Source organism: Paenibacillus sp. CB74 (genome assembly GCF_055687625.1).
In genome coordinates this window covers 5360599-5384203 of record NZ_CM146009.1, presented here as the reverse complement: position 1 = coordinate 5384203, position 23605 = coordinate 5360599, and the positions used below count along the sequence as shown (strand labels likewise).

Here is a 23605-nt window from a genome sequence, read left to right as displayed (position 1 = left end):
AGGGAATTCAAGAAATCTGGGGGTAACAGCGATCGAAAGGTTATTCTGCACGCGTAGTGATAAAGTACAGCTACTCTTTGGTTTAAAGACTATAACCCATCAAGATACGGTAGTCTCCTCCCCGTTTCCAAAGCGAATAACCCATACCGGAATCAGCCTTAGTCCATCCTCAGTTGTAGAAGGACGATACGCTGGATATACATCCACAACCTGGCGATTCTCACCTGCGACCTTTTTAATCAGAGCCTTCAGCTTGTCTCCGCCAGGCAATTTGACCGATTTCTTGGTCTCTGCACCTTCGTTCAGGTACTCCAGCGATCGTTCATAACTGGATACCGTCTCCTGCTGCATCTCCATGCTAATCGTGCCGAAGCGGAACTGCATGGAATCCATAATCGGATAACTGCCGTAATACTGCTGGAATTCAAGCCGTGTTTTGCTGTCCGTGGTCCCCAGCATCATGCGTGACCGGCCTTTCCAGCCCCCATGCTGATTCACAAAATCAACCGCAGACAACGCATCCTTCGCAGGATCAATCTGTCCTGCTGGCGGTGCCGCCGGATCGGTGTAACTGATCCAGCGCTGTTCCTGTTTCACCTGCAGACTACGTTTACTGTCCGTGTAAATCTCAGACCCGTCTTTTTCCCGGATGTTCCGAGTCATGCTTGGGTCGAAGAACAGACTGCGCTGCATCTGCTCAACCGTGAACTGACCTGTTGGCACATCCGCCTCAATCGTCTCCAAAAGTTCGGCCGGGATATAATAACCGCCATCCATTAAGGTATATGGCGTCCAGTTCGTACCGAAGTCAACATGCTGCTGCACGTCTTGTACGGTCAGGTCCGCCTGCGTTGCTTCATATACCACGTCTCCCTTGGCGCTGAAGAACAGCGCATGGGCCTTCGTTTCATTTTTAGCCGTATAGATCGAGATTCGGTTAATGGTCTCTCCTTGGAATAAGGAATCCGTCCCGAGCCGCATTACCCGCTGCAACAATGCTACGGGAATCCCTTCTTTGAACGATAGCTCAAATCCAGGGTTCTCCTTGCGAATCTGATCCCAGTTCACCGATTGCACGCTACGGCGCTGAAAATCATCGAACGTCCGCCCCTGCAACCTTGAATAGATCAACTGATAGAACGTATTGCCAGGGTAAAACACCGTATGTTTATCCTCACCCAGATGAATAATCATCTGATCAGGGAAGATCAATTCTTCAATATTGCGTTCCTGACCCATATTTTCCGTCTTCACATAGTTCGTCTCTGACGTCACAATGGAATCGCCGCCTCCGGGCAGACGGTAGATTAGAAAATAACTCTGAACCAGACTGGCTACAACAAGGGCAGCAAGCACCAAGGATTTAATCCGTTCCTTCACGGTGCTCACCCCCTTCCTCACGCATCGGCAGTGTGAACGTTACTGTCGTGCCTACGTCCACTTCAGACTCCAGAGAGATGCTGCCATCATGCGCCTTCACAATTTCCCGGGCAATGGACAGTCCTAATCCTGTGCCTCCCATACTGCGGGAACGAGCCTTGTCCACCCGGTAAAACCGCTCAAAAATGCGATCCAGATCGCGCTGTGGAATACCCATTCCGGTATCTGATACCGAGATGGCAAGGGCGTGTCCATCACTGCGTCTAGCCGCAATCGTAATGGTGCCGCCTTCCAACGTATATTTCAGCGCATTGGATACGACATTATCCAGCACCTGATCAATCTGGTCTCGATCCAGTGGAACAGCCGGAATATCATTCTCCACAGATAGTACAGGCTGAATATCCTTCTGATGCATTTGAAACGAGAAGCGATCCGTCACTTCCTCCAGCATTTCCAGAATGTCGGTTGGTTGTTTCCGCAGCAAAGCCTCTTTGGAATCCAGTCGCGACAGGTGTAGCAGATCCGTAACCAGTCGTATCATTCGCTCCGTCTCGTTCTGAATAACACCAACAAAACGACCGGCAAGCTGCGGGTCTTCCAGTGCACCATCATCCAGCGCTTCTGCGTAACTCTTGATCGTAGTTAGTGGTGTACGCAGTTCATGGGATACATTCGCCACGAATTCACGCCGGGATGCCTCAAGCTCTTCCTGTTCGGTAACATCCTGAAGTACGGCAATCGTTCCCGTAATCCCCCGTTCACGCCGATGAACCGGTGTGAACGTCATCCGAATGACCACAGGCTCTTCTTGTCCTGCGGGTGCAATTTGCAGCAGCGTAGAACCTGTGAACCCACTTGCGAGAGCTTCCGCATCCTCCGGATCAATGCCGAGTAATATGGCAAAATGTCTTCCTTCAATATCCGCAGGATGCATACCCAGTATGCTGCTGGCACGACGGTTTACGAGAATGACTTTCCCGTACTCATCCGTAGCTACCACACCATCACTCATATTGGTCAGAATGGAGGTCAACTTCTCCTTCTCCTCTTCATTCTGCGAGAGTGCATCCCGAAGCCTGCTGGTCATATAGTTAAAAGCCCGACTGAGCTGACCAATCTCATCCGTGCCGAATACAGGTGTCTGCTGATCAAAGTTACCTTCTGCGACCGCTGTCGCCCTCCGAGTCACTTCCTTAATCGGCTGCGTAATCGTATGGGACAGGATCACGCCAAGCACTGCCGTTAACACTAAGGCAATCAGGATACCGGAGATGAAGATTTTGTTGATTCCCTCCATCGTGGAATATAGCTCGTTCATGGATGCTGCGATATAGACAGCACCAATGATTTTGCCGCCAGACAGCACAGGCTTGGCGACGACTTTTTTGCGAACATTATCCTCGTCCACGATATATTCCTCATTATCCCGGATGCCTTGCAGCGCACGGCTGACGACGGTCTGGGTGTTTTTGCGCCCCACATAGTCTGAATGTGAACTTAGCGAGGTCGTCAGTACTTTTCCGCTAGCATCCAGCACCTGAATCTCGGCACCGTTAATGTTGAACAGGTTGTTCACCAGTACACGCAGATTTTCCGTTTTATCCTCGCCAGCCTCTGCTTCTCCACCCGCCATCGTCTCCCCCACGAGAACCGACAGCATCTCCGCACGGGCCTGCAAGTCTTCCGTAAAGTTGCTCGTTAGCGAGTTTTTCATCGCGCTCACAAAATAAACGCCGATCAATTGCATCGCAATCAAAATCAGCAGTACATAGATAATAATCAATTTCGCCTGAATCGTTCGGAAGAACGAGAATCGCGCGAATCGGCCCATTATATCCCCACGCTTTTGGCACTGCGCACGAGATAACCAAGCCCGCGGCGTGTCAGAATCGTTTCCGGTTTGCTCGGATTCTCCTCAATCTTCTCACGCAGACGACGGATCGTGACATCCACAGTACGTACATCGCCGAAATATTCATATCCCCATACCGCTTGCAGCAGATGTTCCCGAGTCATAACCTTGCCGGAGTGTTTCGCCATATAATAGAGAAGTTCATACTCACGATGGGTCAGATCAAGCGGTTCCCCGCCTTTGTAAGCCGTATACATGTCCATATCAAACGCCAGATCAAATAGCCGCATGACCTGCTTTTCCTCATCTTCCGGCGCTTCTGCCGTAATCGCAAGCTTTTGCCGTCTGCGCATCTGTGCCTTCACCCGTGCAAGCAACTCACGCGTACTGAACGGCTTCGTCACGTAATCATCCGCACCCAATTCCAACCCGAGTACCTTGTCGATCTCGCCATCCTTGGCGGTAAGCATAATGATCGGCATCTCCAGATGAGCGCGCACCTCACGACATACATCCATACCGTCCTTGCCCGGCAGCATCAGATCTAGCAGCATCAGATCCGGTTTTTCGGATAACGCCAGTTCAACCGCACGAATACCATCAAATGCACAGATGACCTCGTACCCCTCTTTTTCCAAATTAAACTTCAGAATGTCTGCGATGGGCTGTTCATCGTCCACCACCAAAATCTTCCCCTGCATCGGCTGAATTCACCCCTATATCCTGCTTAATCCGCATTAGCGTCTATATCTATCTTCTATGTTCAGCTTGTACCAAAGCCTCGTTGATTGTTGTATATACTCTATAGTTTAACATACCTGAAGCACCGTCACATCCCGATCAGAGGCTTGAAAGGTCTTTCATTTGAAAATTTTTTACAGCAGCAAAAAACAAGGCCGGCATCATTGCCAACCTTGCTCTCCTTAAGCTCTGTATTAGTTCAGATACGTTAACGGATTTTCTACCGTTCCATTCTTAATAATCTCAAAATGCAGATGTGTTCCGGTCGAACGACCCGTGTTGCCCATAACACCAATACTCTCGCCTTTTTCAACCACTTGTCCAACCTTAACGCCAATGCTGTTCAGATGTCCATACAGTGTTTCGTATCCGTTACGGTGGTTAATAATGATGACATTACCATAACCGCTTTTCTGTCCAGCAAAAGTAATTACACCCTCGTCAGACGCTTTCACATCGCGGTTACCTACCAGATCGACACCTTTGTGCTGGCGCCCCCACCGTTGTCCGAAGCTGCTGCTCATCGTTGCATTGGATACCGGCCAAGCAAATTCACCTGTGCCCTCGCCAACGACTTTGGTTCCGCTAAGGACCACTTCAGTTACAGCTGCTTTAATCACTTCCTGACCAAGCCACTCTTCCTGAACAACTTCACCATTTTCTTTGGTTATACGGTACTGCATGCTTTTCAATCCGCTTTGTCCTGGACGCACGACTTTTGTGGTACCTGCTTTCAACTCAGCACTTTTGCGTACTTCCACTTGCGGTTTAATCTCAATCTGCTCAACAACCTGCTCCACCGATTTAACGGTTATCGCCGGTTTCGGAACGGTCAAGGTCAGTTCGTCTCCAATTTGAAGCGATGTTTCCTTGATGCCTGGATTATGCTGGCGAATCTCACTTTGTGTAATTTCATACTTGGCAGCAATCGAAGAGATCGTATCTCCTTCATGAACCACATAAGTTACAGGCGCGTCTTTACCGACGGTTAATGCTTTAACCGCCTCGGACACATCCCATATTTTGTTTGGGTCAGCCTTCACCACATCCGTCGCTACATCTTCCTTGATGCCTACCGACTTCAGGGTTGTACTTGGTCCCTCGTTTTTCTTCGAGGAATTAGCCGATACCGACTTCGTCTTCAGCGAACTTCGCACAGTCGATGCCGATATGTATTTGCTCTGCACCTGTTCCAGGATTGCATCCGCTGTAGCCTGATCTTTCACAATACCAATGACTTCACCGTCTACCTTGAGCTCCACGCCTTTGGCGTAGGCTGTTAGCATGTCACCCAGTTTGTCCAGCGTCTCGTCACTGTTCACTTCAGGTTTGTATGCTCTTACCGTTTCGGTTGTGATACCATCCGTGTTCAGCACCATCTCTGCATCCGGATATTTATGTTGATATTCCTCGGTTTTGTCTGTAAATAGTTGTTGTAATTGTGCTTCATCTGCAATGGTACCAATCTCGCTACCTTTAACCATTACTTTATAATACGGCACGGTATTTGCAGTAACATATTGTTTGCCTGCGAACCCGAGCGATGCTGCGATGAATACACCACAAGCTGCTGTAATGATCCATTTGCGCGAGGCCAGAACGCGCTTCTTATTCACACTGAAGGTGGACATGCTCATGTTGTTTTTGTCTTCGGCCGTCCGGTGTTCCCCGGATTGTTCGTGTACCCGGTCTTTGCCCGGTTGGCGTATGCCTCTGAAACCTTTCATGATTCTCTCCTTTTCAGCACTTCTCAGTTCGCATTTCTGTCAAGACATCACCCATCGTGTCTGTCCCATGCTCGTTGATACTTGTATTGGGTGTCCACAAAATCAGGACTTTAGCTGCGCTCATAAAAGTGTCAAAATTTTAACCTTTTATCACACCCGTATACTTTAACACAGGTTTTACACTTATTTCAACTCTACACATCACACCGCAAAGCCACGCCACGCTTGGTTTTCCTGAATTATCCATAAGTTTTTATGACCGATCCATCACCCATTATGCCTCAACATCCGCTGTACTATGTACTTTTACTCGCAATTTAAGACTAGGTTCTAAGACCCAGTGAAATATGCTTTATTTTTCATAAAAATACAAATAAAATCCCTCACCAGATCAACTCTGATAAGGGATAAGGTAAACGGAATCATAAACCTTTCGATCATCTCCAATGGCCCATGAACAGACCTGTTTTAACTTCCAATTTATTCTGTTTGCAGGACTTCCATCAGGTTGTCGTACTCTTCACTGGTCAGGTACTTCGAGATCACCTGTTCAATCTCACGTAATTCCTGTTCGGTTAGGCCACCTTCCATGGCGCCTGAGATCTGCTGCATTTCTTTCTGTGGCAGCTTATTCATGAGCAAGCTGAAGATTTTTTCTTTCTCCTCTGCGGGCAGCTTGTCCTTCGCTCCTGTGATGTCATCCGGTGATACAACAATCGCATCATTTCCTGAGGAAGCACCACCGCTAGCCGCTCCGGTTCCGTTCCCCGAAGCTGAACCGCTTCCCTGGGCTGTTCCTGATTTACTACCCGTGCCTGTATCCGCCCCATTGTTATTTGCGCCTGAGTTTGAGCCTACGGTCGTATCTGTACCTTCACCTGCGCCCTCGCCTGAGCCATTCCCTTGAGACGCCTCGCTGCCTGTATCTACGCCAGATTGACTGCTCTCCGTACCATTTCCCATAACTGAAACAGCATCTTCCGGAACCCGCTCTTCGTCCGCTCCGGTCGGCTGATCTGTCGTCCCATTTCCCGATTTATTCCCCTCACTGGTTTTACCACCCAAGGCACCCTGGAACATGGCGGTTAATCCCATGGGTTGACCTTCCCACTGAATATTGAAACTTGCGAGTAGCGACTTCGCATATGACTGTACAATTAATCCGGTCGTAAGCAGGGTCAGTGAACTGACCAGCAACACGGTTAGCACGATTTTGACAAACCAGACAAGCAACTTCATTCCGTTCTCTCCCTCCGATTATCCCACCCGTTCTAGCATGCGCATGTCGGGATCTGTGACTCTACTGTTAACCAGTATTGACGGAAATCTCGGGATTATATCCGATAAACATACAAAAAACCTCCAGTCATCGCTATAGAAGCAACAACTGGAGGCTTTACTGCCGGAGTCGGCATAGTAATCTATTTGATTAATTCAATAAATAATCTCTCTATTTCTTCGATTACTCGTAGATTGGAAGAACTTGATTCGTTTGCTCACGGTTACGACCAACGGAGAAGATCGCAATTGGAATGCCCGTCAGTTCGGAAACACGTTTTACATAATTCTGTGTGTTCACTGGCAGGTCTTCAAGTTTCTTCGCTCCAGTGATATCTTCGCTCCAGCCTGGCATCTCTTCGTATACCGCTTCACATTCAGCCAGCATTTTGAGGCTTGCCGGATAGTGTGTGATAACCTCGCCGCGGAATTTGTATCCTGTGCAGATTTTTACGGTTTCCAGACCCGTCATTACGTCCAGAGAGTTCAGGGACAGACCTGTAATACCACTAACACGACGCGCATGGCGAACAACAACACTATCGAACCAACCCACACGACGTGGACGTCCAGTTACCGTACCATACTCATGTCCCGTCTCACGGATTTGGTCGCCGATCGCATCATGCAATTCCGTAGGGAATGGGCCATCTCCTACACGAGTTGTGTAGGCTTTGGCTACGCCAATAACTTGCTGAATACGAGCTGGGCCTACGCCAGACCCGATACATACGCCACCTGCGGACGGATTGGATGATGTAACAAATGGATAAGTTCCTTGGTCAAGGTCCAACATCACGCCTTGTGCGCCTTCGAACAATACTTTTTTATTCTCATCAATATATTCGTTCAGAACAACGGATGTATCACGTACATAAGGACGCAGAATTTCTGCGTATTCGAGGTAATCTCGCAGAATCTCTTCCACATCAACAGGCTGACCGCCATAGACTTGCTCAATGACGCGGTTTTTTTCTTTGACCAGGTGACGCAGTTTCAGTTCGAAATCTTCAGCATCCAGCAGGTCAACCATTCGAATACCAATACGAGCTGATTTGTCCATGTAACATGGGCCAATTCCTTTGCCAGTCGTACCAATTTTGTTCGGGCCTTTGCTCTCTTCTTCCAGTGCATCAAGTACCATGTGATATGGCAGGATGATATGTGCACGCTCACTGATGGACAGGTTCTTCGTTGTAAAATCATTGTCATGAATATAATTAATTTCTTCGATGAGTGCCTTCGGGTTGATAACCATTCCGTTACCAATAACACACGCTTTATCCGTGTAGAAAATCCCTGATGGAATCATCGTCAGTTTATATTTTTTGTTATCAATCAGAATTGTATGACCCGCGTTGTTACCACCTTGATAACGAGCCACCACATCAGCGCTCTCCGCCAAATAATCCGTGATTTTACCTTTCCCTTCGTCTCCCCATTGCGTTCCCACTACAACTACCGTTGACATAGTTAACATTCCTCCGTGGGTGCCTTGCGCACCTTTGTATTGGTCTGTCCGTCCTCTATCCCGGCAGGCATGTTACGCAATAAACCGACTGAGAAGCGTGCTAACGGACAGTAAAAATGTCCTTCCGTTACATTCAAGGGAAGGTTTGCGCTGCTTTAACGCAGCAGTATTAGTGTACCAGTACCTTTTTTCAAAGTCAAATCAAATGGCGAACAATTAGATATAGTACAACTGTAATGTTCGGGATTTGCCCATAATTTCGACACAAAAAACCGGAGACCTCAGTCCAATCTTGCTTGACTGCTATCACCGGTTCAAGGATATCTATTTTAGTGTGAATCTATATCTGGTATTTATAACACATGTTTGAGTTCAGTTGCTCTAATAGTTGATCTTCGGGACAGACGAGTTTGCTTCCTGATCGAAGCCGTCAGCACCTGCCCGTTACATCGCGAAGGCGTCATTGTGCGCCCTCTCGTAGTTGACGAATTTATTAAAGTTTTTCAGGAAGACCAGTTCTACTGTACCTACCGGACCGTTACGCTGTTTGGCGATAATGATCTCGATAATATTTTTCTTTTCGGTATCCTGATTATAATAGTCATCCCGGTAGAGGAACGCTACGATGTCGGCATCTTGCTCAATCGAACCCGATTCCCGCAAGTCACTCATCATCGGACGTTTATCCTGACGCTGCTCTACACCCCGGCTCAGCTGAGACAAGGCGATAACTGGAACTTCCAGTTCCCGGCCAATCTGCTTCAGTGTACGTGAGATCTCGGATACCTCTTGTTGACGGTTCTCCCCGGCTTTGCCGCGTCCACTAATCAATTGAAGATAGTCAATCAGGATCATACCCAGACCCTTCTCCTTCTTCAGACGACGGCATTTGGCACGAATATCGGCTACCGTGATACCAGGTGTATCATCGATATAGATATTAGCTTCGTTGAGAGCTGCGATACCCATCGTCAGCTTCTGCCAATCTTCATCCCCTTTGAATTCCCCTGTACGAAGAACTCCCGCGTCCAGGTTGGCTTCCGCACAGATCATACGTTGTACGAGCTGTGCAGCCGACATCTCGAGACTGAAGATGGCTACCGTTTCTTGCGCCCGGATGCCTACATTCTGAGCGATATTCAAGGCGAAAGCCGTCTTACCTACGGATGGACGTGCCGCTACAATGATCAAGTCACTGCGCTGGAAGCCGGCAGTCATCTTGTCCAAATCGATGAAGCCGGAAGGGATGCCAGTTGTCGTTCCCCGGTTCTGATGCAGCGTTTCGACTTTATCGAATACTTCCATCAATACGTCCTGAATGGCTATAAAACCACTACTGGAGCGACGATTGGAAATCTCCAGAATACGACGTTCAGCTTCTCCAAGCATGGCTGCAACATCTTCGCCGCCTGTATATCCTTCGCTTACGATCTGTGTTGCCGTACGAATCAGACGACGCAGCATCGATTTCTCTTCGATAATCTGAGCGTAATAGTCTACGTTCGCGGCTGTAGGTACACCATGTGCCAGCTTAGCCAGATAACTAACGCCGCCGATGTCCTCCAGCTCACCTTTATCCTTCAGAAGCGAAGTCAGTGTCACGAGGTCAATCGGTTGATTTCCCTCACCCAGCTGAATCATCGCTTCAAAGATTAATTGATGGGGTTTATCATAGAAATCCTCGGTTTGCACCCGTTCCATCGCTGTAATCAGGGCTTCACCCTGCAACAGGATTGCACCCAGCACGGCCTGTTCGGCTTCCAGGTTCTGCGGGGGAATCCGGTCGAATAACATTTCGCCGCCCATCTTACTCTTCCGTTACCTGTACCTTCAAGGTTGCCTTCACTTCAGGGTGAACCTTGACAGTTACTTGTGTTACGCCGAGTGTACGAATAGGCTCGTCCAGCTCAATTTTGCGTTTGTCTACTTTCAAACCCTTTTTAGACAAAGCTTCTGCGATCTGTTTGCTGGTAATGGCGCCGAACAGACGACCACCTTCGCCGGACTTGGCTTTCAGTTCAGTCACTTCTGCTTCCAGCTTCTTCGCGAGTGCTTCCGCTTCTGCTTTCTCTTCCTGTTTGAGTCGTTCCTCAGCTGCCTTCTGGTTGTCGAGTGTCTTCATATTGCCGTCCGTTGCCAGACGAGCAATTCCCCGTGGCAGTAGGAAGTTCTGTGCGTAGCCCTCAGATACTTCCTTCACTTGCCCTTTCTTGCCTTGACCCTTCATATCTTTTATAAAAATGACTTTCATTCGAACAGCCCCTCTTCCTTTTCGATTTCAGCCAGTACGTTCGTCAGCCGTTTTTCTGCCTCTCCAAGCGTTCCTTCGAGCTGAACGGCAGCATTCGTCAAATGTCCGCCACCGCCCAGTCGTTCCATGACAACTTGAACATTCATGCGTCCCAGCGATCTCGCGCTGATGCCAATCAGTCCATCCGGACGCTCACTAATTACAAATGAAGCGACCACGTCAGTCATGTTTAGCAATGTGTCCGCCACCTGGGCGATCATCATCTGTGAAATCTTGCTGCCAGGGTCCGTGACCGCCAGCGCAATGTTCCCGTATACCATTTTAGCATGCTTTATGATTTCTGCCTTAGCAATATATTCTGACAGATCTTCTTTCATCAACCGTTGGACCATAATGGTGTCCGCACCACTACGTCGCAGGAAACCTGCGGCCTCGAACGTTCTAGACCCGGTGTGCAATGCAAAATGCTTCGTATCCATCGTGATTCCGGCAAGCAGAGCCGTAGCTTCAAGTGGAGTAAATTGTACTTTGTCATGAATATATTGCAAAAGCTCCGTTACCAGTTCCGCAGCCGAAGAAGCGTAAGGCTCCAGATAGATCAACACAGCATCATTGATGAACTCCTCACCCCGACGATGGTGATCCACAACGACAACACGGGTTGCAGACTGCACCAGTTTCGGCTCCATGGTCATAGAGGCCTTGTGTGTATCCACCACAACCAGTAGCGTGTGCTCTGTCATCATCTGGGTTGCTTGTTCCGGTGATACAAATGCCTTGGACAACTTCTCGTCCTTGTTCACTTGCTCCATCATCCGTTCAATCGCTGGATTGATTCCATCCAGAACAATGCGTGCTTCCACATTGTACAGACTCGCCGCTTTCCATACCCCGATGGATGCACCGATTGCGTCCATATCCGGAATTTTGTGCCCCATGATGAGCACTCGATCGCTCTCCTGCATGAGGTCACGCAGCGCATGCGCAATAACTCGTGCTCTCACCCGTGTTCGTTTCTCCACGGCGTTGGACTTGCCCCCGTAGAAAGACAGACGTTGCCCCGATTTCACAGCCGCCTGGTCGCCGCCGCGTCCAAGTGCCATGTCCAGACTGGACTGTGCCAATTCTCCCATCTCGCTGATGCTATCCGAACCAAACGCGAGTCCGACACTGAGTGTCATGGGCACTTTGAGGTCAGCGGTCATCTCCCGAACTTCATCCAAAATGACAAATCGGCTCTGCTCCAGTTCTTGCAATGACTTATGATTCAGCATCAACAGATAACGATCAGAAGACAGCCGGCGCAGGTACACTTCATACTGTTTGGCCCATGATGTAATCTCACTGGTCACACGAGCAATCAGCGCGGTACGCTGCTGGTCGTCCATGCCTTGGGCAGCCTCGTCCAGATTATCGAGAACGAGAATACCCAAAGCAAGGCGTTCATTTTCATATTTATCACGAAGAATGGCTAGCTCCGTAATCTCGTATACATATACATACCGCTCCTGCGGGTTATGAATAACTCCATAATGCCGATCATCCAACTGGAATTCGTCATGGAATTCCCTGGATGCATGTTCCTTCGTCCCATCCTTCTTCTCTTTAGGCTGAGGAAGTTTGGGAAACAAATTAAGCAGCGGATTACCCACCATTGTCTTCTCCTGGAACATCTCCGCAACAAAGCGATTATGCCACTCTACCGTACGATCTTCGCTGTACAGCACAATTCCGAATGGAAGCATGCTGACCGCTTCCCCCTCCATCCGTTTGATCCGGATAGACAGGCCATTAATATAGTCGTTAAGCTCACGGCGGAACGCGAGCTCCGCCTTAATCATGACGATTCCCAGCGCCGAAGCCAGTATCAGACTAATCAAACCAAGCGTCCAGTTATAAATGGTAACGAACATAACGAGCAATAGCAGCAGTATGAACGCCCATACGGTATAGTAGCCGTGCCAGCGTTTCTTCAGAAATTTAGGCAAGACTCATCACCCTATCGTTTTGATTTCGATATTGCCTCACGAAGCGGGAACGCCAGATCGATAATTCCGATAATCCGAAGCGGACCAATGAAGAAGACCGCAGCCGCCAGGAAATAAGGTATAACCGGATTCCATTTCTTTGTATGTGAGAGAAAGAAGAAGAAGCCGATCGCTTGAATCATGAAGCCTAGATTGATTAATGGCGACAGGTTCATGGCAATCATAGTCCAATATGTTCCATCACTTTGTCTCGAGATCACTTCGATCAACAATGCGAGGAAATAATACCAGATCAATGCACGCGGCATACGCCACTCTCTCGCTGGTGGAAGCTTTGATACCACCACACCCATCACATTCAAAATCGGGCGCGCAATGGCGTGCGTAATAAAGGCCATTACCATCGATGTAACAACGAGAGCAAATGGGATCATAAGCTGCGTTTGCTTGGCGACATCCTCGGTCATCTCAGGAGTCCATGCAAACCCGTTAATCATCTGATTCGATGAATTCGTTAACGGTTCAATGGTCAATTTGACTACATCTTCAATATAACTGGACAGGTCGAATTGGAAAATGACACTGCCAACCAAGAGCAACAACAAGTATTCTGCCAACATCATGCCACTTCCCGCCATCAGTGCAAACAGCGCCGATTTGCGTGTTTTATACGCGTGACCCATAACGATCGCTGGCAGGGTAAAGATAAGCAATAGTAACAGATAGATGGGGTGGAATACGACCAAAATAACAGCTACAGGCACGAGATGCCATATAAAAGATTTTAAAGATAATGAAGCATACAAAATAACTCCCGGTATCATCATAAAAAATATGGCAAGTACCGATAAAGGAGTTAACAGCGAAAGTAGCAAGAGCAGATAAACTGCGCTCCAAACAGCTGATTTAAAGCTAAATTTCAACAAATTCACCTCTTACGCATATGATCTTCTAGTGCGGAAATATCCTGGTACCAGTCTTCAAGCTGGTGACCTTCCTGTTTATGCTTCCTCAACTTCTCAACTAGCAGAGCATCCAGATCCTTGAAAGGAATACCGAGCCTGCGGCCCAATATGTAACTACTCATAATCAAACTGGCAAGACTGTCCCCGATTCGAGTTGTACTGCCTTCCCATAACGCCTTGAATAATCGGGATACCTGATCAAGCACTTCGGTTTTCAGCCATTCAATCACTTTAGCACGTTTGGCTACATCCAGTTCTTTAGGCATATTGGCGAAAGTCACTCTCCCCCGAAAAAGCTTTATTCTCCATTATAGCATAAAAAGAGGGCCCGCAAAATTACCCCAAAAAGCGGAGAAGTTCTCCGAAACTGATGTCAGGTACTTATGCGGAGTCCTCCGTACATCCTATCGACCTATATATTTGTCAAAAGCTTCGAATGCGCCCTTGGTTCAGCACTTCTTAAGTTTAACATGATACTGGATGGCTGTGATTATCCCTCATGACACCATAATATTTAAATTCGGTACAGCTTTACTTAGCCTTGATTGATTCTTTGGCTACAATGCCCTCGCAGTACTCTATAATTTGACTCCGTCTGACAATACCAATGAATCGATCCATATCGTCGACCACAGGAACAAAGTTCTGAACTTTAGCCAGATTAATCAGGTCTTCCATGTTGGCGTCAATGGATACGGGTTTAATATCCAAGCGGAGTGGAACGTCTTTGAGTAAAAATTTTGAAGCGTTTTCAAATGAAATCTTTCCCTCGGCATTCTTCATATACCACAGTAAGTCGCCTTCGGTAACCGTACCAATATATTTGCCCTCTTTATTCAAAATGGGAACCGCCGTAAAACGATGATATTCCATCCGTTCCAACGTTTGCCGCAGCGTAGAATCCGACGTCACACACGTAACCTCTTGTTTGGGTAGCAAAAAGAATGCGATGTTCATACCCTTGTGTATCCTCCTTATGAATTTCTTCGTTCAACTTATCTCGCTCAACTTATATTATACGGATTAGAACGCAGGATGTTCCAAAAGGATCACAGTTCTCACTGCAAAGAAAAAAAACAGCAGCCCGCGAATAAACGTACTGCTGATTGTGGTCTACAACACATCATCGGTATGGAATTGGTTATTCAATCTTTTGCCGGTCAGGGATCATTACTTCGCCGGCTGGAGTCGATTGATCCATCCAGTTGTTAATCAGCTCTTTGGCATATTGGACATCTTTCTCGTCAGCCTGGCCATAATAGATACCATCCTTTTTCATCCCCTCACCAAGAATGGTGAAGCTCGAAATCTGAGGTTTCTCCTGAGTAAGCACCTGTTTAGCCAGATCAATAATAAACGAAGCTCGCATATCCGTCTGGAAGCTGTCTCCCATAATCTGAATCAATTCGGGAATTTTGGCGATTTGATTCAAATTGAGCATCTCATTCGCCATCGCGTTCAGGAAAATCTGCTGCCGTTTGGTACGATTAAAATCACTATCCTCACGGTATCTTACATAATACAATGCTTCCTGCCCGTCATAGATCGGCTTACCGCCTTCAATCGTGAATTGCACATGATCCGGGTTCTTGTTCACAATGTCCTCATCAATTGGCAGTTTTACACCACCAAGCGCATCAACTACTTTTTTGATCCCGTCAAAGTTGATCGTTGCATAGTAACCTACATCAGCATCAAGGAATTTCTCCACCGTATTGATGGACATATTCTCCCCACCAAAAGCATAGGCATGCGCCAGCTTATCATAATCATCTACGCCGTCTTTGTTTGCATCCCGTCCAACAATCTGCACATACGTATCACGTGGAATGGATACCAGAAGCACACGAGATTCCTTGGGGCGTACTACAGCATAGATAACGGTGTCTGAACGTCCGCGCGTCTTCTCATAGGCACGTTTATCCGAACCCAGCAGTAACACGGAGAAAGGTTCCTTACGGTATACTGTTGGATCAGGCGTATTGTTGCCTTCTTGTGGTACATAAGAGCGGGATAGCTGATCTTCTACCGAGCCGGCGAGAAACAGATCAAATGCCGCCACAGCCAGCTGTTGACGGAACAAGTAACCTCCGATTAACAAAACAACAAGTGAAACGAGCGTTATATATAGGCCTTTTCTTCTTTTCTTCTTCTTATCTTTAGTTCTGCTTTTCATCCATTGATTCCTTCTTCACTATGAAAATGATACTGCCTGGCTATATAAGTTTCAGCTAATATTTACACAAATAACGGAGAGGTCAGAGAAAACCTCAAGAAGCGTAGCGCTCGCCTTTATTACCGGATTTTAACCTTTGGAAAGGAAATCAAAAAATCTGGGGATAACAGCGATCGGAAGGTTACTCTGAACTCGCAGTGATGCAGTGTAACGATTCGTTGAACTTATATAATACCAATTAAACGTCTGAGATACCTTGTGACTCGGTGTTCTTCAAAGTTTTCTCTCTCTGGAATCAAGACACCGCTTACGCTCGTTCTATTGTAATCATTGAGGGAGGAGGAAAAGTTACAATCCGGTTAAATTGAAAAGAACAGTGACTCCTTTTTCGTTTCAAAAGGTACACTGTTCTCTTCATTTTCACACATGATTTTATCCGTTCGTCGATACACTTTCCACATGAGGATTCTTCTCTTTATGACGCAGACGTCCCGTTATAAGCGCAGCCACCAGCGTAAGCACACTGAATATAACCGCGGACCAGAAAAGTCCACTGTAACCCTCGCCTGTCGTTTGATGCAGTGCCTGAAGCAACACATCACGGATACCTTCATCAGGGATCTGGGACAGGCCCTGGGTCAGACTGGAGACATCACTACCTGATGCCCCGCCTGACGCATATTGTTGCAGCATTTCAGGCGGCACCTGAATTCCTTTATCAGCGAATCCTGCCTGAATGTTGGACCCCAGATTAGTGAAAGAACGTGCCAGGAATCCGGCGAAAATGGTAGGTGCAATAGCCATTGCCATCTGGCGGAATAACGAGCTTGTCGCTACCGCGATACCTTTGTTGTTCTCCCCCGCCTGTTCGGTGACAAGTACGTTAACTGGCGCACCAAGCATCATGCCGAAGCCGATCCCTACGAGAGTACTCGCAATGACAAATTGCCAGATATGCTCCACCCATAATGGGAACAGCAGAAATCCAATGGCAGATAATAACCCCGCAACCGATAACGTCCAGATGGGCCCTTTGCGGTCAACAAGGTAGCCACCTCCGCCCGCCCCAATACCGGATGCCAGCGCGAGTGGAGTAAACCAATACCCAGAAGCCGTATTGGATACGCCAAGATACTGTTCAACGAAACCGGGAATAAAGATCACCGAGGCCAGAATGGCTCCCGAGAAAAAGGCAATCAACAGCGTCCAACGAAAGGATGCAATGCCCAGAAGCTGTGTTGATACAACAGGTTCACGTTCAGATCCTTCCAGTCTTTTTTCCATGAAGTAAAAGAGCACCAGAATGATTACACCTGCCAAGAAAAAGCCGAAGAACATTGGTGATCCCAGGCTTTGAATCATGTTCACACCATCCAGATTGCTGAAGCTATACATTAGACTGAGTACACCCAGCGTCAGGACAGCAATACCGCTCCAGTCCACTGCTGCACGATTAAGCTCCTGCTCTTCATGAATAAATCGGATACCTGCAATGAATAGCAGGATGGCAATAGGTACGTTGATCAGGAATAACCAATGCCAGTTGCCCGTAATGTCCAGTATAAAAGCACCGATATTCGGCCCCAAAATGGCCGCAACACCATTCATACCCCCTAGCAGACCCAAGGCTGTACCTTGACGCTCCGCCGGGAACTTACTTAGCACGTAGGAGCTGGCAATGATAAATATCCCCCCACCGCCCAAAGCTTGAATGACACGAGCGATCAGGAAGAACGTAAATGATGTGCTTAGCGCAACCAGCAGGGACCCGATCCCAAACAGCGCCACTTCTATCAAAAACAGTTTCTTGCGACCATAACGGTCAGACAGTTTGCCTGCAATCGGAACACTCACCGCAAGCCCAAGTGTGTAGAGCGTAATCGTCCATGCTCCCCACGTTGGTGACACACCAAATGATGCATTTAAGGTGGTCAGTGAAGAGGTGATGATTCCGTTATCCAGTGCAGCCATAAATACCCCTATGGCAAATAGGACCAGCGGCCATTTCATTTGTTTTTGCATCACATGTTACCTCCCGATCAGATCTTGATTTAAGTATCGTACAGTGGGTCTGATACATATATATTAAACCGAATTGAATAATAATGACTCACTGGTCATTTTAAAACAAAAGAAATCCATATGTCAATTTAACAATATAGTTTATGGTTCATTTTTATCTGTGATCCGATAAAAAAGCTGCCCACAGGTTTGGTAAACCTGCGGGACAGCCCTCATGTTTAACGTATTATGGCTGCATCAGGTGACGATTCAGGAATTTCTCAATCGCACGGTACAGATCAAGCTGATTCTCCACATTTGCGAAGCCATGACCTTCATTGGTCTTTAACATATAGGGTACGTCGACTCCACGCTTGCGTAATGCTTCAACAATCTGGTCTGACTCGGCTTGTTTGACACGTGGATCATTAGCGCCCTGAACCACGAATAATGGAGCCTTCATCTGGTCGATGTGGAAGAGAGGTGAAATCGCTGTTAACAGCTCCTTGTCTTTCACGGGATCTCCTACACGTTCATAGAACATACTACGCTCAGACTCCCAATAAGGTGGAAGTGAGTCCAGAAGGGTGAAGATGTTGGAAGGTCCCACATAGCTGATGCCAGCAGCATAGACATCCGGTGTGAAAGCCAGTCCTGCCAGAGCGGCATATCCACCGTAAGAGCCTCCATATATGGCTACTCGTTTTGGATCAACCGTCCCCTCTTCAACCAGCCAATTCACACCGTCTGTGAGGTCGTTCTGCATCGCTTTGCCCCACTCTTTATTACCTGCATCCAGGAATTCTTTGCCGTATCCCGTGGAACCACGGAAATTGACCTGAAGAACAGCATAACCACGGCTTGCAAGGAATTGAGTCTCAGGATTGAAGCCCCATGAATCACGCGCCCAAGGACCACCATGTGGAACAACCACCAAAGGCAGGTTAGAAGTCTCAGCTCCTTGAGGCAATGTTAGATAACCATGAAGGGTCAGACCATCACGTGACTTATACGTAATAGGCTTCATATCTGCCATTTGACTCTCATCAATCCAAGGTGCAGCATCAGCCAGTTTATCGAGTTTGCCTGTTTTGGAATCATAGAAATAATACGTTCCCATTGCTTTGTCACTATACGCTACGAACAATACTTGGCCTTCCTTACTTATGCTACCGATACTTACTTCCTTGCCTGGCACTTTCGCTTTGATATCCTGCATTAATGTTTTGAACTCTTGATCAAAGAATTCATAGTTCACTTTATCTGTCTCATATACAGCAGCAAGAATAGTACCCTTTTCTTTGGAAGGTACGAAGTTGCTTACATCCACATCTTTATTTTCATAGATGGTTTTGGTTACCTTTTTGCTGCTTGGGCTGTACTCGACAATCGCCGTTTTGTCTCGCTCCAAGTTGGATATCGCATAGATATTTTTGTTATCATACGTGAACATGACTGGCGCAAAAGTCTCTCCAAGCTTCGTTGTCAGAAGCGGCTCAAATTCTTTGTCCTCCGATTCACGATACAGTAACGAAGACACATTGCCATCACTGGACACGGCAACACGAATTTTACCTTCGTGATCCGTCAGCCAGCCCGTAATATTACCCGGGTTCTCTGCAGCAAGTACAGCCTCCCCTGTCTTGATGTTAATCCGATACACATCGAAAATGCGCGGATCACGCTTGTTCATGCCTACCAAGATTTCATCCGGAATATTCTCAAGCGGATCTACCAGGATGGCTCTTGTGTTAGGATATGGCGTCAGATCCTTGCTGTTTGTACCATCGATATCCGTGACATATATATGGTAATTCTCATCGCCTGCCTTATCTTGTACATAGAGCAGCTTTTCATTGGTTGCCCAAGCAAATCCTGCAATATTACGTTCTGTTTCGCTCGTAATCCGTGCAGGCTTATCCTGGCCATTTGCAGTAACTACGATATTCATGCGGTTGTTCCACGGCTCCAGGTAAGCAAGATGCTTACCGTCCGGGGACATCTGGAACCCTGCCTGAGCAGGCTGTTTGAAGAAGTCTTCCAGAGGAGTAAGACCATCCAATTTCACATCGAGTCCAAGCGCCAGATATAGTGCATCAGCGAATTCCCCATGGGTCACTGACTGTTTGGCGTTAAATGCGCTACCTTCAATAATAAAATGCTGTTTCAATCGCGCAGCGTCATCCGCATGCACAGCTGGAATCTGATCGGCATCACTGTATACGACCTGGATTCCATTATCCTTCAGTTCAAATGCACGTGTGAACAACGATGCCATCTGTGCACGTGTAAGTGGAGCATCGGGGGCATAGCCTTTGGCTTTCCCTTGAATGAAACCGCCTTGCTTTAATGCGTAGATGGCAGGCGCTGCTTCATTCTCCGGCAAAACATCTGCAAAACCTGTAAGTGATGCAGGCGCATCCAGTTGAAGTACCCGTTGCAAAATGATTGCTGCCTCCGCGCGAGTGATTGGAGCCGTTAATTGGGCCATGCCATCTGTCGTACCATCTATGTATCCGAGTTGTTGCAGTGTTTGTGTTGCCTTGGAAGCAATTTCCTCCGAGACAGAGGCTGTAGGTTTAACGGCTTCGGCCGCTTGGACAGCCGGTTGAATCAGTGCGATGGACATAGCCATGGTAAGCGTGAGAGCGTATACCTTTTTACTAATTGCGTTCAAACAATCTCCCCCTTTAAAGTGAATTACATAATAATATGGAATTATACGTAAGTAATTTTACCATGATTAACCATAAGTTAACAGCGAGATGTCTCTCTGAGCAAGCCCATGTCCACTCTTTATTTTGAGCCCGAAAATCCATAGTTGAACAACTTTCGTGTCTCCACAAAACGCCCTTCACGGGTATCCGTCCCAAAAACAACTGAAATCAGTCTTTTGCCATCACGTTCAGCTGTCCCCACAAAGTGATATCCCGATTCTTCATCATATCCGGTTTTCAATCCGTCATTCCCATCATAAGCATAAGGCCCACCAATGGAGGACAACATCCAATTCGTGTTGCTCATGTACATCCCTTTTTGATGCATGGAGACTTGCATTTTACTGGAGATTCTTAAAATCTCGGGATGGTTATTCAGCAGATATCGCGCAAGTTTGCATGCATCTATAGCCGTCATTAAGGTTTGCCCTTGTATTTCCATCGGACGGTTAGGACCAAGCAGCTTTTCACTGAGGCCCGTTGAATTCGTGAATTGTGTATTTTCAGACAACCCGATCTGAGAAGCTTTCTGATTCATCTGCTGCACAAACTTCTGCTCTGAACCACTGATATGTTCAGCGAGAGCGACAGTTGCATCATTGGCTGAATAGACAGCCACGATCTCGAACAGCTCCTGAACGGTGAATTGCTCTCCCTGCTTCAGGGTCAGTTGACTGCCACCCACGGAACTGGCATACAGACTCACATTAACTAGATCGTCCCATCTTATATCTCCTTTAATCACGGCTTCCATCACAAGCAGTTCTGTCATCAACTTACTAACGCCTGCAGGAGCAATCTCTTCGGAGCCGTTAAAATCCATTAGGATCTGTTCGGAGTTCATATCCATTAATACCGCGGATTCAGCTTTAATTCCCGGTTTGCCTACCAGCATGTCCGGTTTTACACCCAAATATATAATGAGCAGCAGAGCCAGTAGCATACCTGCCCGTTTCCACCATTTTTTCATAAGATGATCACCTCTTACCTATATAGACGAAGTGAAGAGGCATTTTGTCTGCACTTTTTTGAAAAAAAGTTAAATTTTTTTTATTTTTTGGTTACAAAAAAAACATGAACCCCATACACCCATGCCAGAGTGTACAGAATCCATGTTTGTAAAGACACTTTAGTTCAATTTCCCAGGAGAATTCTTCATCATAATCTAGCAACCGACTTCTTAAAGGACCCCAATCCTTACAGTTACTACTGGAAGAAAGGATTACTCAGCTACAACTGCTTTTTCTGCATTCACTTGCAAGTCGCTCAGGTAAACACCTGTTCCATCGCCAATCGCGTAGTTCATTACACGTTTGTTAACTGGTGCTACAACTGCGCGATACAGTGTAGGGAATACAGGAACTTCATCTACCATGTATTGCTGCCATTGATTGTAGATCTCTTTACGCTTGTCTACATCGAATGCTTCAGCAGAGATACCTTGTGCCAGCAATTTGTCATTCTCTTCGCTGGAGAATCTGGAGAAGTTGTAGAGTGCATCACGGCCGTACAGGCCAGATGGATCTACGTCAATACCAACACCCCATGCGGCTTGATACACATCAATGTTCGGATCATCTTTACCTGTGTTACCTACACGGTCATAGAAGCTGTTGAATTCAACCATTTCCAGGTTTACTTTCAAACCAATAGCTGCCCATGATTGAACATAATAACGTGCCAATGGTTCAGCTGTGTCCCCACCAGTCATAGATACAAAGTTGATTTCGAGTGGTGTTCCATCCGGATTGGTACGGAATTCACCATCCAGTTTGTAACCAGCTTCATCAAGCAAAGCTTTCGCTGCTTCTGGATCATACGTTACACCTGGATTGCTGGCATCATGGAATTCTGGGTGAGACGGTGGAATCAGAGTTGTTGCATTCCAACGCAGGCCATTATAGAAACGTTTACCAACTTGATCGTTATCTACAGCCATCCACATTGCTTTACGCAAGTTTTTGTCGCCCATTTTTGCTTCAGCATTGCTTTTAACTTTTCCATTCTCTTCATCCCACGTTCCCAGTTTGAAACCGATGTACGTATAAGCACGATCGATTGCGCCCAGGAATTCTACGTTGGACAGGTTAGCATTGTCTTTATATTGATCTGTCGGGAAGGCATCCACGAGGTCTACCCCGCCAGATTTCAGTTCTTGAACAACCGTTGTCGGGTTGATAACTTTCAGAGTTACACTATCCAGTTTTGGAGCTCCACGCCAGTAGTCATCGTTTTTAACAAAAGTTACAGACTCACCTGGAGTGATAACATCCACTTTAAATGGACCAAAACCAATTGGTTTTTCACGTACTTCTTTGGAAGAAGACATTTTTGCTACATCCATATCTCCGAAGATATGTTTAGCGAGTGGGTACGTCCACACGCCACCTGTCAGCAGGGACGGAGTAGATTCTTTATACGTAATGCTGATTTGTTTGTCGCTCAGCACCTTAATACCAGAGATTGTTTTTGCTTTTCCAGCATGATACTCATCCATACCCACTACACTAGTGAAGTTGGAGTCGTAACGTGGACCATCATACGCTTTGTTACCGATAACTTCATAAGCAAACTGCAGATCTTCAGCCGTTACCGGCTTACCATCATGCCAGTTTACATTGTCGCGAATAGTCAGTGTGAACGTTTTACCATCTTCGGAAGTCTCATATGTTGCAGCACCATCATTGGTGTACACATAGTCTTTATCCCAAGTCAGCAAACCTTCATCGAACCATTGAAGAACCTGTGCATCAGGGTTACCGGAATAAAAGTTGAAATTCAGTGTACCTTCAAAAGCAGTATCCGATACAAGTCCGAATGTAATTGATCCACCTTCGATCGCAGTACCTTCATTCGTTTTGACATTGTTGAAGTCTTCAATGGAGTAAACGCCCTCTTCATTAGCAGGTTTTTCCTCCGTTTTTCCCTCTTCTGTGTTGTTGGTAGCAGGAGCTGGAGTAGCTGCTTCTTTTTCAGAGCACGCTGCGAGCACCAATACAAAGACCAACATCATCGTGAAAAATAGTCCCCGTGAAAATAATCCCTTTTTCATGAA

General features: G+C 47.0%; 17 protein-coding genes. All 17 read right to left on the bottom strand.

Going from position 1 to position 23605, the window contains the following annotated elements:
* Positions 1-99: 99 nt before the first annotated feature.
* Positions 100-1380, bottom strand: coding sequence for a YycH family regulatory protein (locus ACX9NY_RS23900; protein ID WP_472475425.1), 1281 nt, complete (start codon positions 1378-1380; stop codon positions 100-102).
* Positions 1364-3214: a cell wall metabolism sensor histidine kinase WalK gene (gene walK, locus ACX9NY_RS23895; RefSeq protein ID WP_342571510.1), complete on the bottom strand. Its 1851-nt coding sequence runs from the start codon at positions 3212-3214 to the stop codon at positions 1364-1366. The genes ACX9NY_RS23900 and walK overlap by 17 nt, the downstream gene beginning before the upstream one ends.
* Positions 3214-3936, bottom strand: coding sequence for a response regulator YycF (gene yycF / locus ACX9NY_RS23890; RefSeq protein ID WP_074092884.1), 723 nt, complete (start codon positions 3934-3936; stop codon positions 3214-3216). Before yycF ends, walK begins: the two co-directional genes overlap by 1 nt.
* Before the next feature lie 234 nt (positions 3937-4170).
* Positions 4171-5703, bottom strand: coding sequence for a peptidoglycan DD-metalloendopeptidase family protein (locus tag ACX9NY_RS23885; protein ID WP_339238876.1), 1533 nt, complete (start codon positions 5701-5703; stop codon positions 4171-4173).
* 480 nt (positions 5704-6183) lie between these two features.
* Entirely contained in the window at positions 6184-6942 is a 759-nt protein-coding gene (locus ACX9NY_RS23880) for a hypothetical protein (protein WP_472475419.1), read from the bottom strand.
* Positions 6943-7165: 223 nt separating this feature from the next.
* Positions 7166-8452 (bottom strand): adenylosuccinate synthase, encoded by a 1287-nt coding sequence (locus ACX9NY_RS23875; RefSeq protein WP_339238880.1) that lies wholly within the window; start codon positions 8450-8452, stop codon positions 7166-7168.
* Between the two features lie 444 nt (positions 8453-8896).
* Positions 8897-10258 (bottom strand): replicative DNA helicase, encoded by a 1362-nt coding sequence (gene dnaB / locus ACX9NY_RS23870; protein WP_253442260.1) that lies wholly within the window; start codon positions 10256-10258, stop codon positions 8897-8899.
* 1 nt (position 10259) lies between these two features.
* Positions 10260-10703, bottom strand: coding sequence for a 50S ribosomal protein L9 (gene rplI, locus ACX9NY_RS23865; RefSeq protein WP_036611925.1), 444 nt, complete (start codon positions 10701-10703; stop codon positions 10260-10262).
* Positions 10700-12691 carry a DHH family phosphoesterase gene (locus ACX9NY_RS23860; RefSeq protein ID WP_339238881.1) on the bottom strand — a complete coding sequence of 664 codons (1992 nt, stop codon included), beginning with the start codon at positions 12689-12691 and terminating at the stop codon, positions 10700-10702. The genes rplI and ACX9NY_RS23860 overlap by 4 nt, the downstream gene beginning before the upstream one ends.
* An 11-nt stretch (positions 12692-12702) precedes the next feature.
* Positions 12703-13623 carry a DUF2232 domain-containing protein gene (locus tag ACX9NY_RS23855; RefSeq protein WP_472475414.1) on the bottom strand — a complete coding sequence of 307 codons (921 nt, stop codon included), beginning with the start codon at positions 13621-13623 and terminating at the stop codon, positions 12703-12705.
* Entirely contained in the window at positions 13620-13922 is a 303-nt protein-coding gene (locus tag ACX9NY_RS23850) for a MazG-like family protein (RefSeq protein WP_253442948.1), read from the bottom strand. Before ACX9NY_RS23850 ends, ACX9NY_RS23855 begins: the two co-directional genes overlap by 4 nt.
* 265 nt (positions 13923-14187) lie before the next feature.
* The gene (locus ACX9NY_RS23845; RefSeq protein WP_091035263.1) at positions 14188-14613 is read right to left on the bottom strand and encodes a CBS domain-containing protein; all 426 of its coding nucleotides are present in this window, start codon (positions 14611-14613) and stop codon (positions 14188-14190) included.
* Positions 14614-14797: 184 nt separating this feature from the next.
* Positions 14798-15832, bottom strand: a complete 1035-nt coding sequence (locus ACX9NY_RS23840; RefSeq protein ID WP_091035261.1) for an LCP family protein — start codon at positions 15830-15832, stop codon at positions 14798-14800.
* A 432-nt stretch (positions 15833-16264) separates the two neighbouring features.
* Complete coding sequence (locus ACX9NY_RS23835; RefSeq protein ID WP_339258129.1) at positions 16265-17854, bottom strand: MFS transporter; 1590 nt, start codon at positions 17852-17854, stop codon at positions 16265-16267.
* A gap of 226 nt (positions 17855-18080) precedes the next feature.
* Positions 18081-20510 (bottom strand): S9 family peptidase, encoded by a 2430-nt coding sequence (locus ACX9NY_RS23830; protein WP_472475410.1) that lies wholly within the window; start codon positions 20508-20510, stop codon positions 18081-18083.
* A 119-nt stretch (positions 20511-20629) separates the two neighbouring features.
* The gene (locus ACX9NY_RS23825; RefSeq protein WP_472475408.1) at positions 20630-21520 is read right to left on the bottom strand and encodes a D-alanyl-D-alanine carboxypeptidase family protein; all 891 of its coding nucleotides are present in this window, start codon (positions 21518-21520) and stop codon (positions 20630-20632) included.
* Positions 21521-21772: 252 nt separating this feature from the next.
* A complete protein-coding gene (locus ACX9NY_RS23820; RefSeq protein ID WP_339238887.1) occupies positions 21773-23602 on the bottom strand; it encodes an oligopeptide ABC transporter substrate-binding protein in 1830 nt (609 codons plus the stop codon).
* Between the last annotated feature and the right edge of the window lie 3 nt (positions 23603-23605).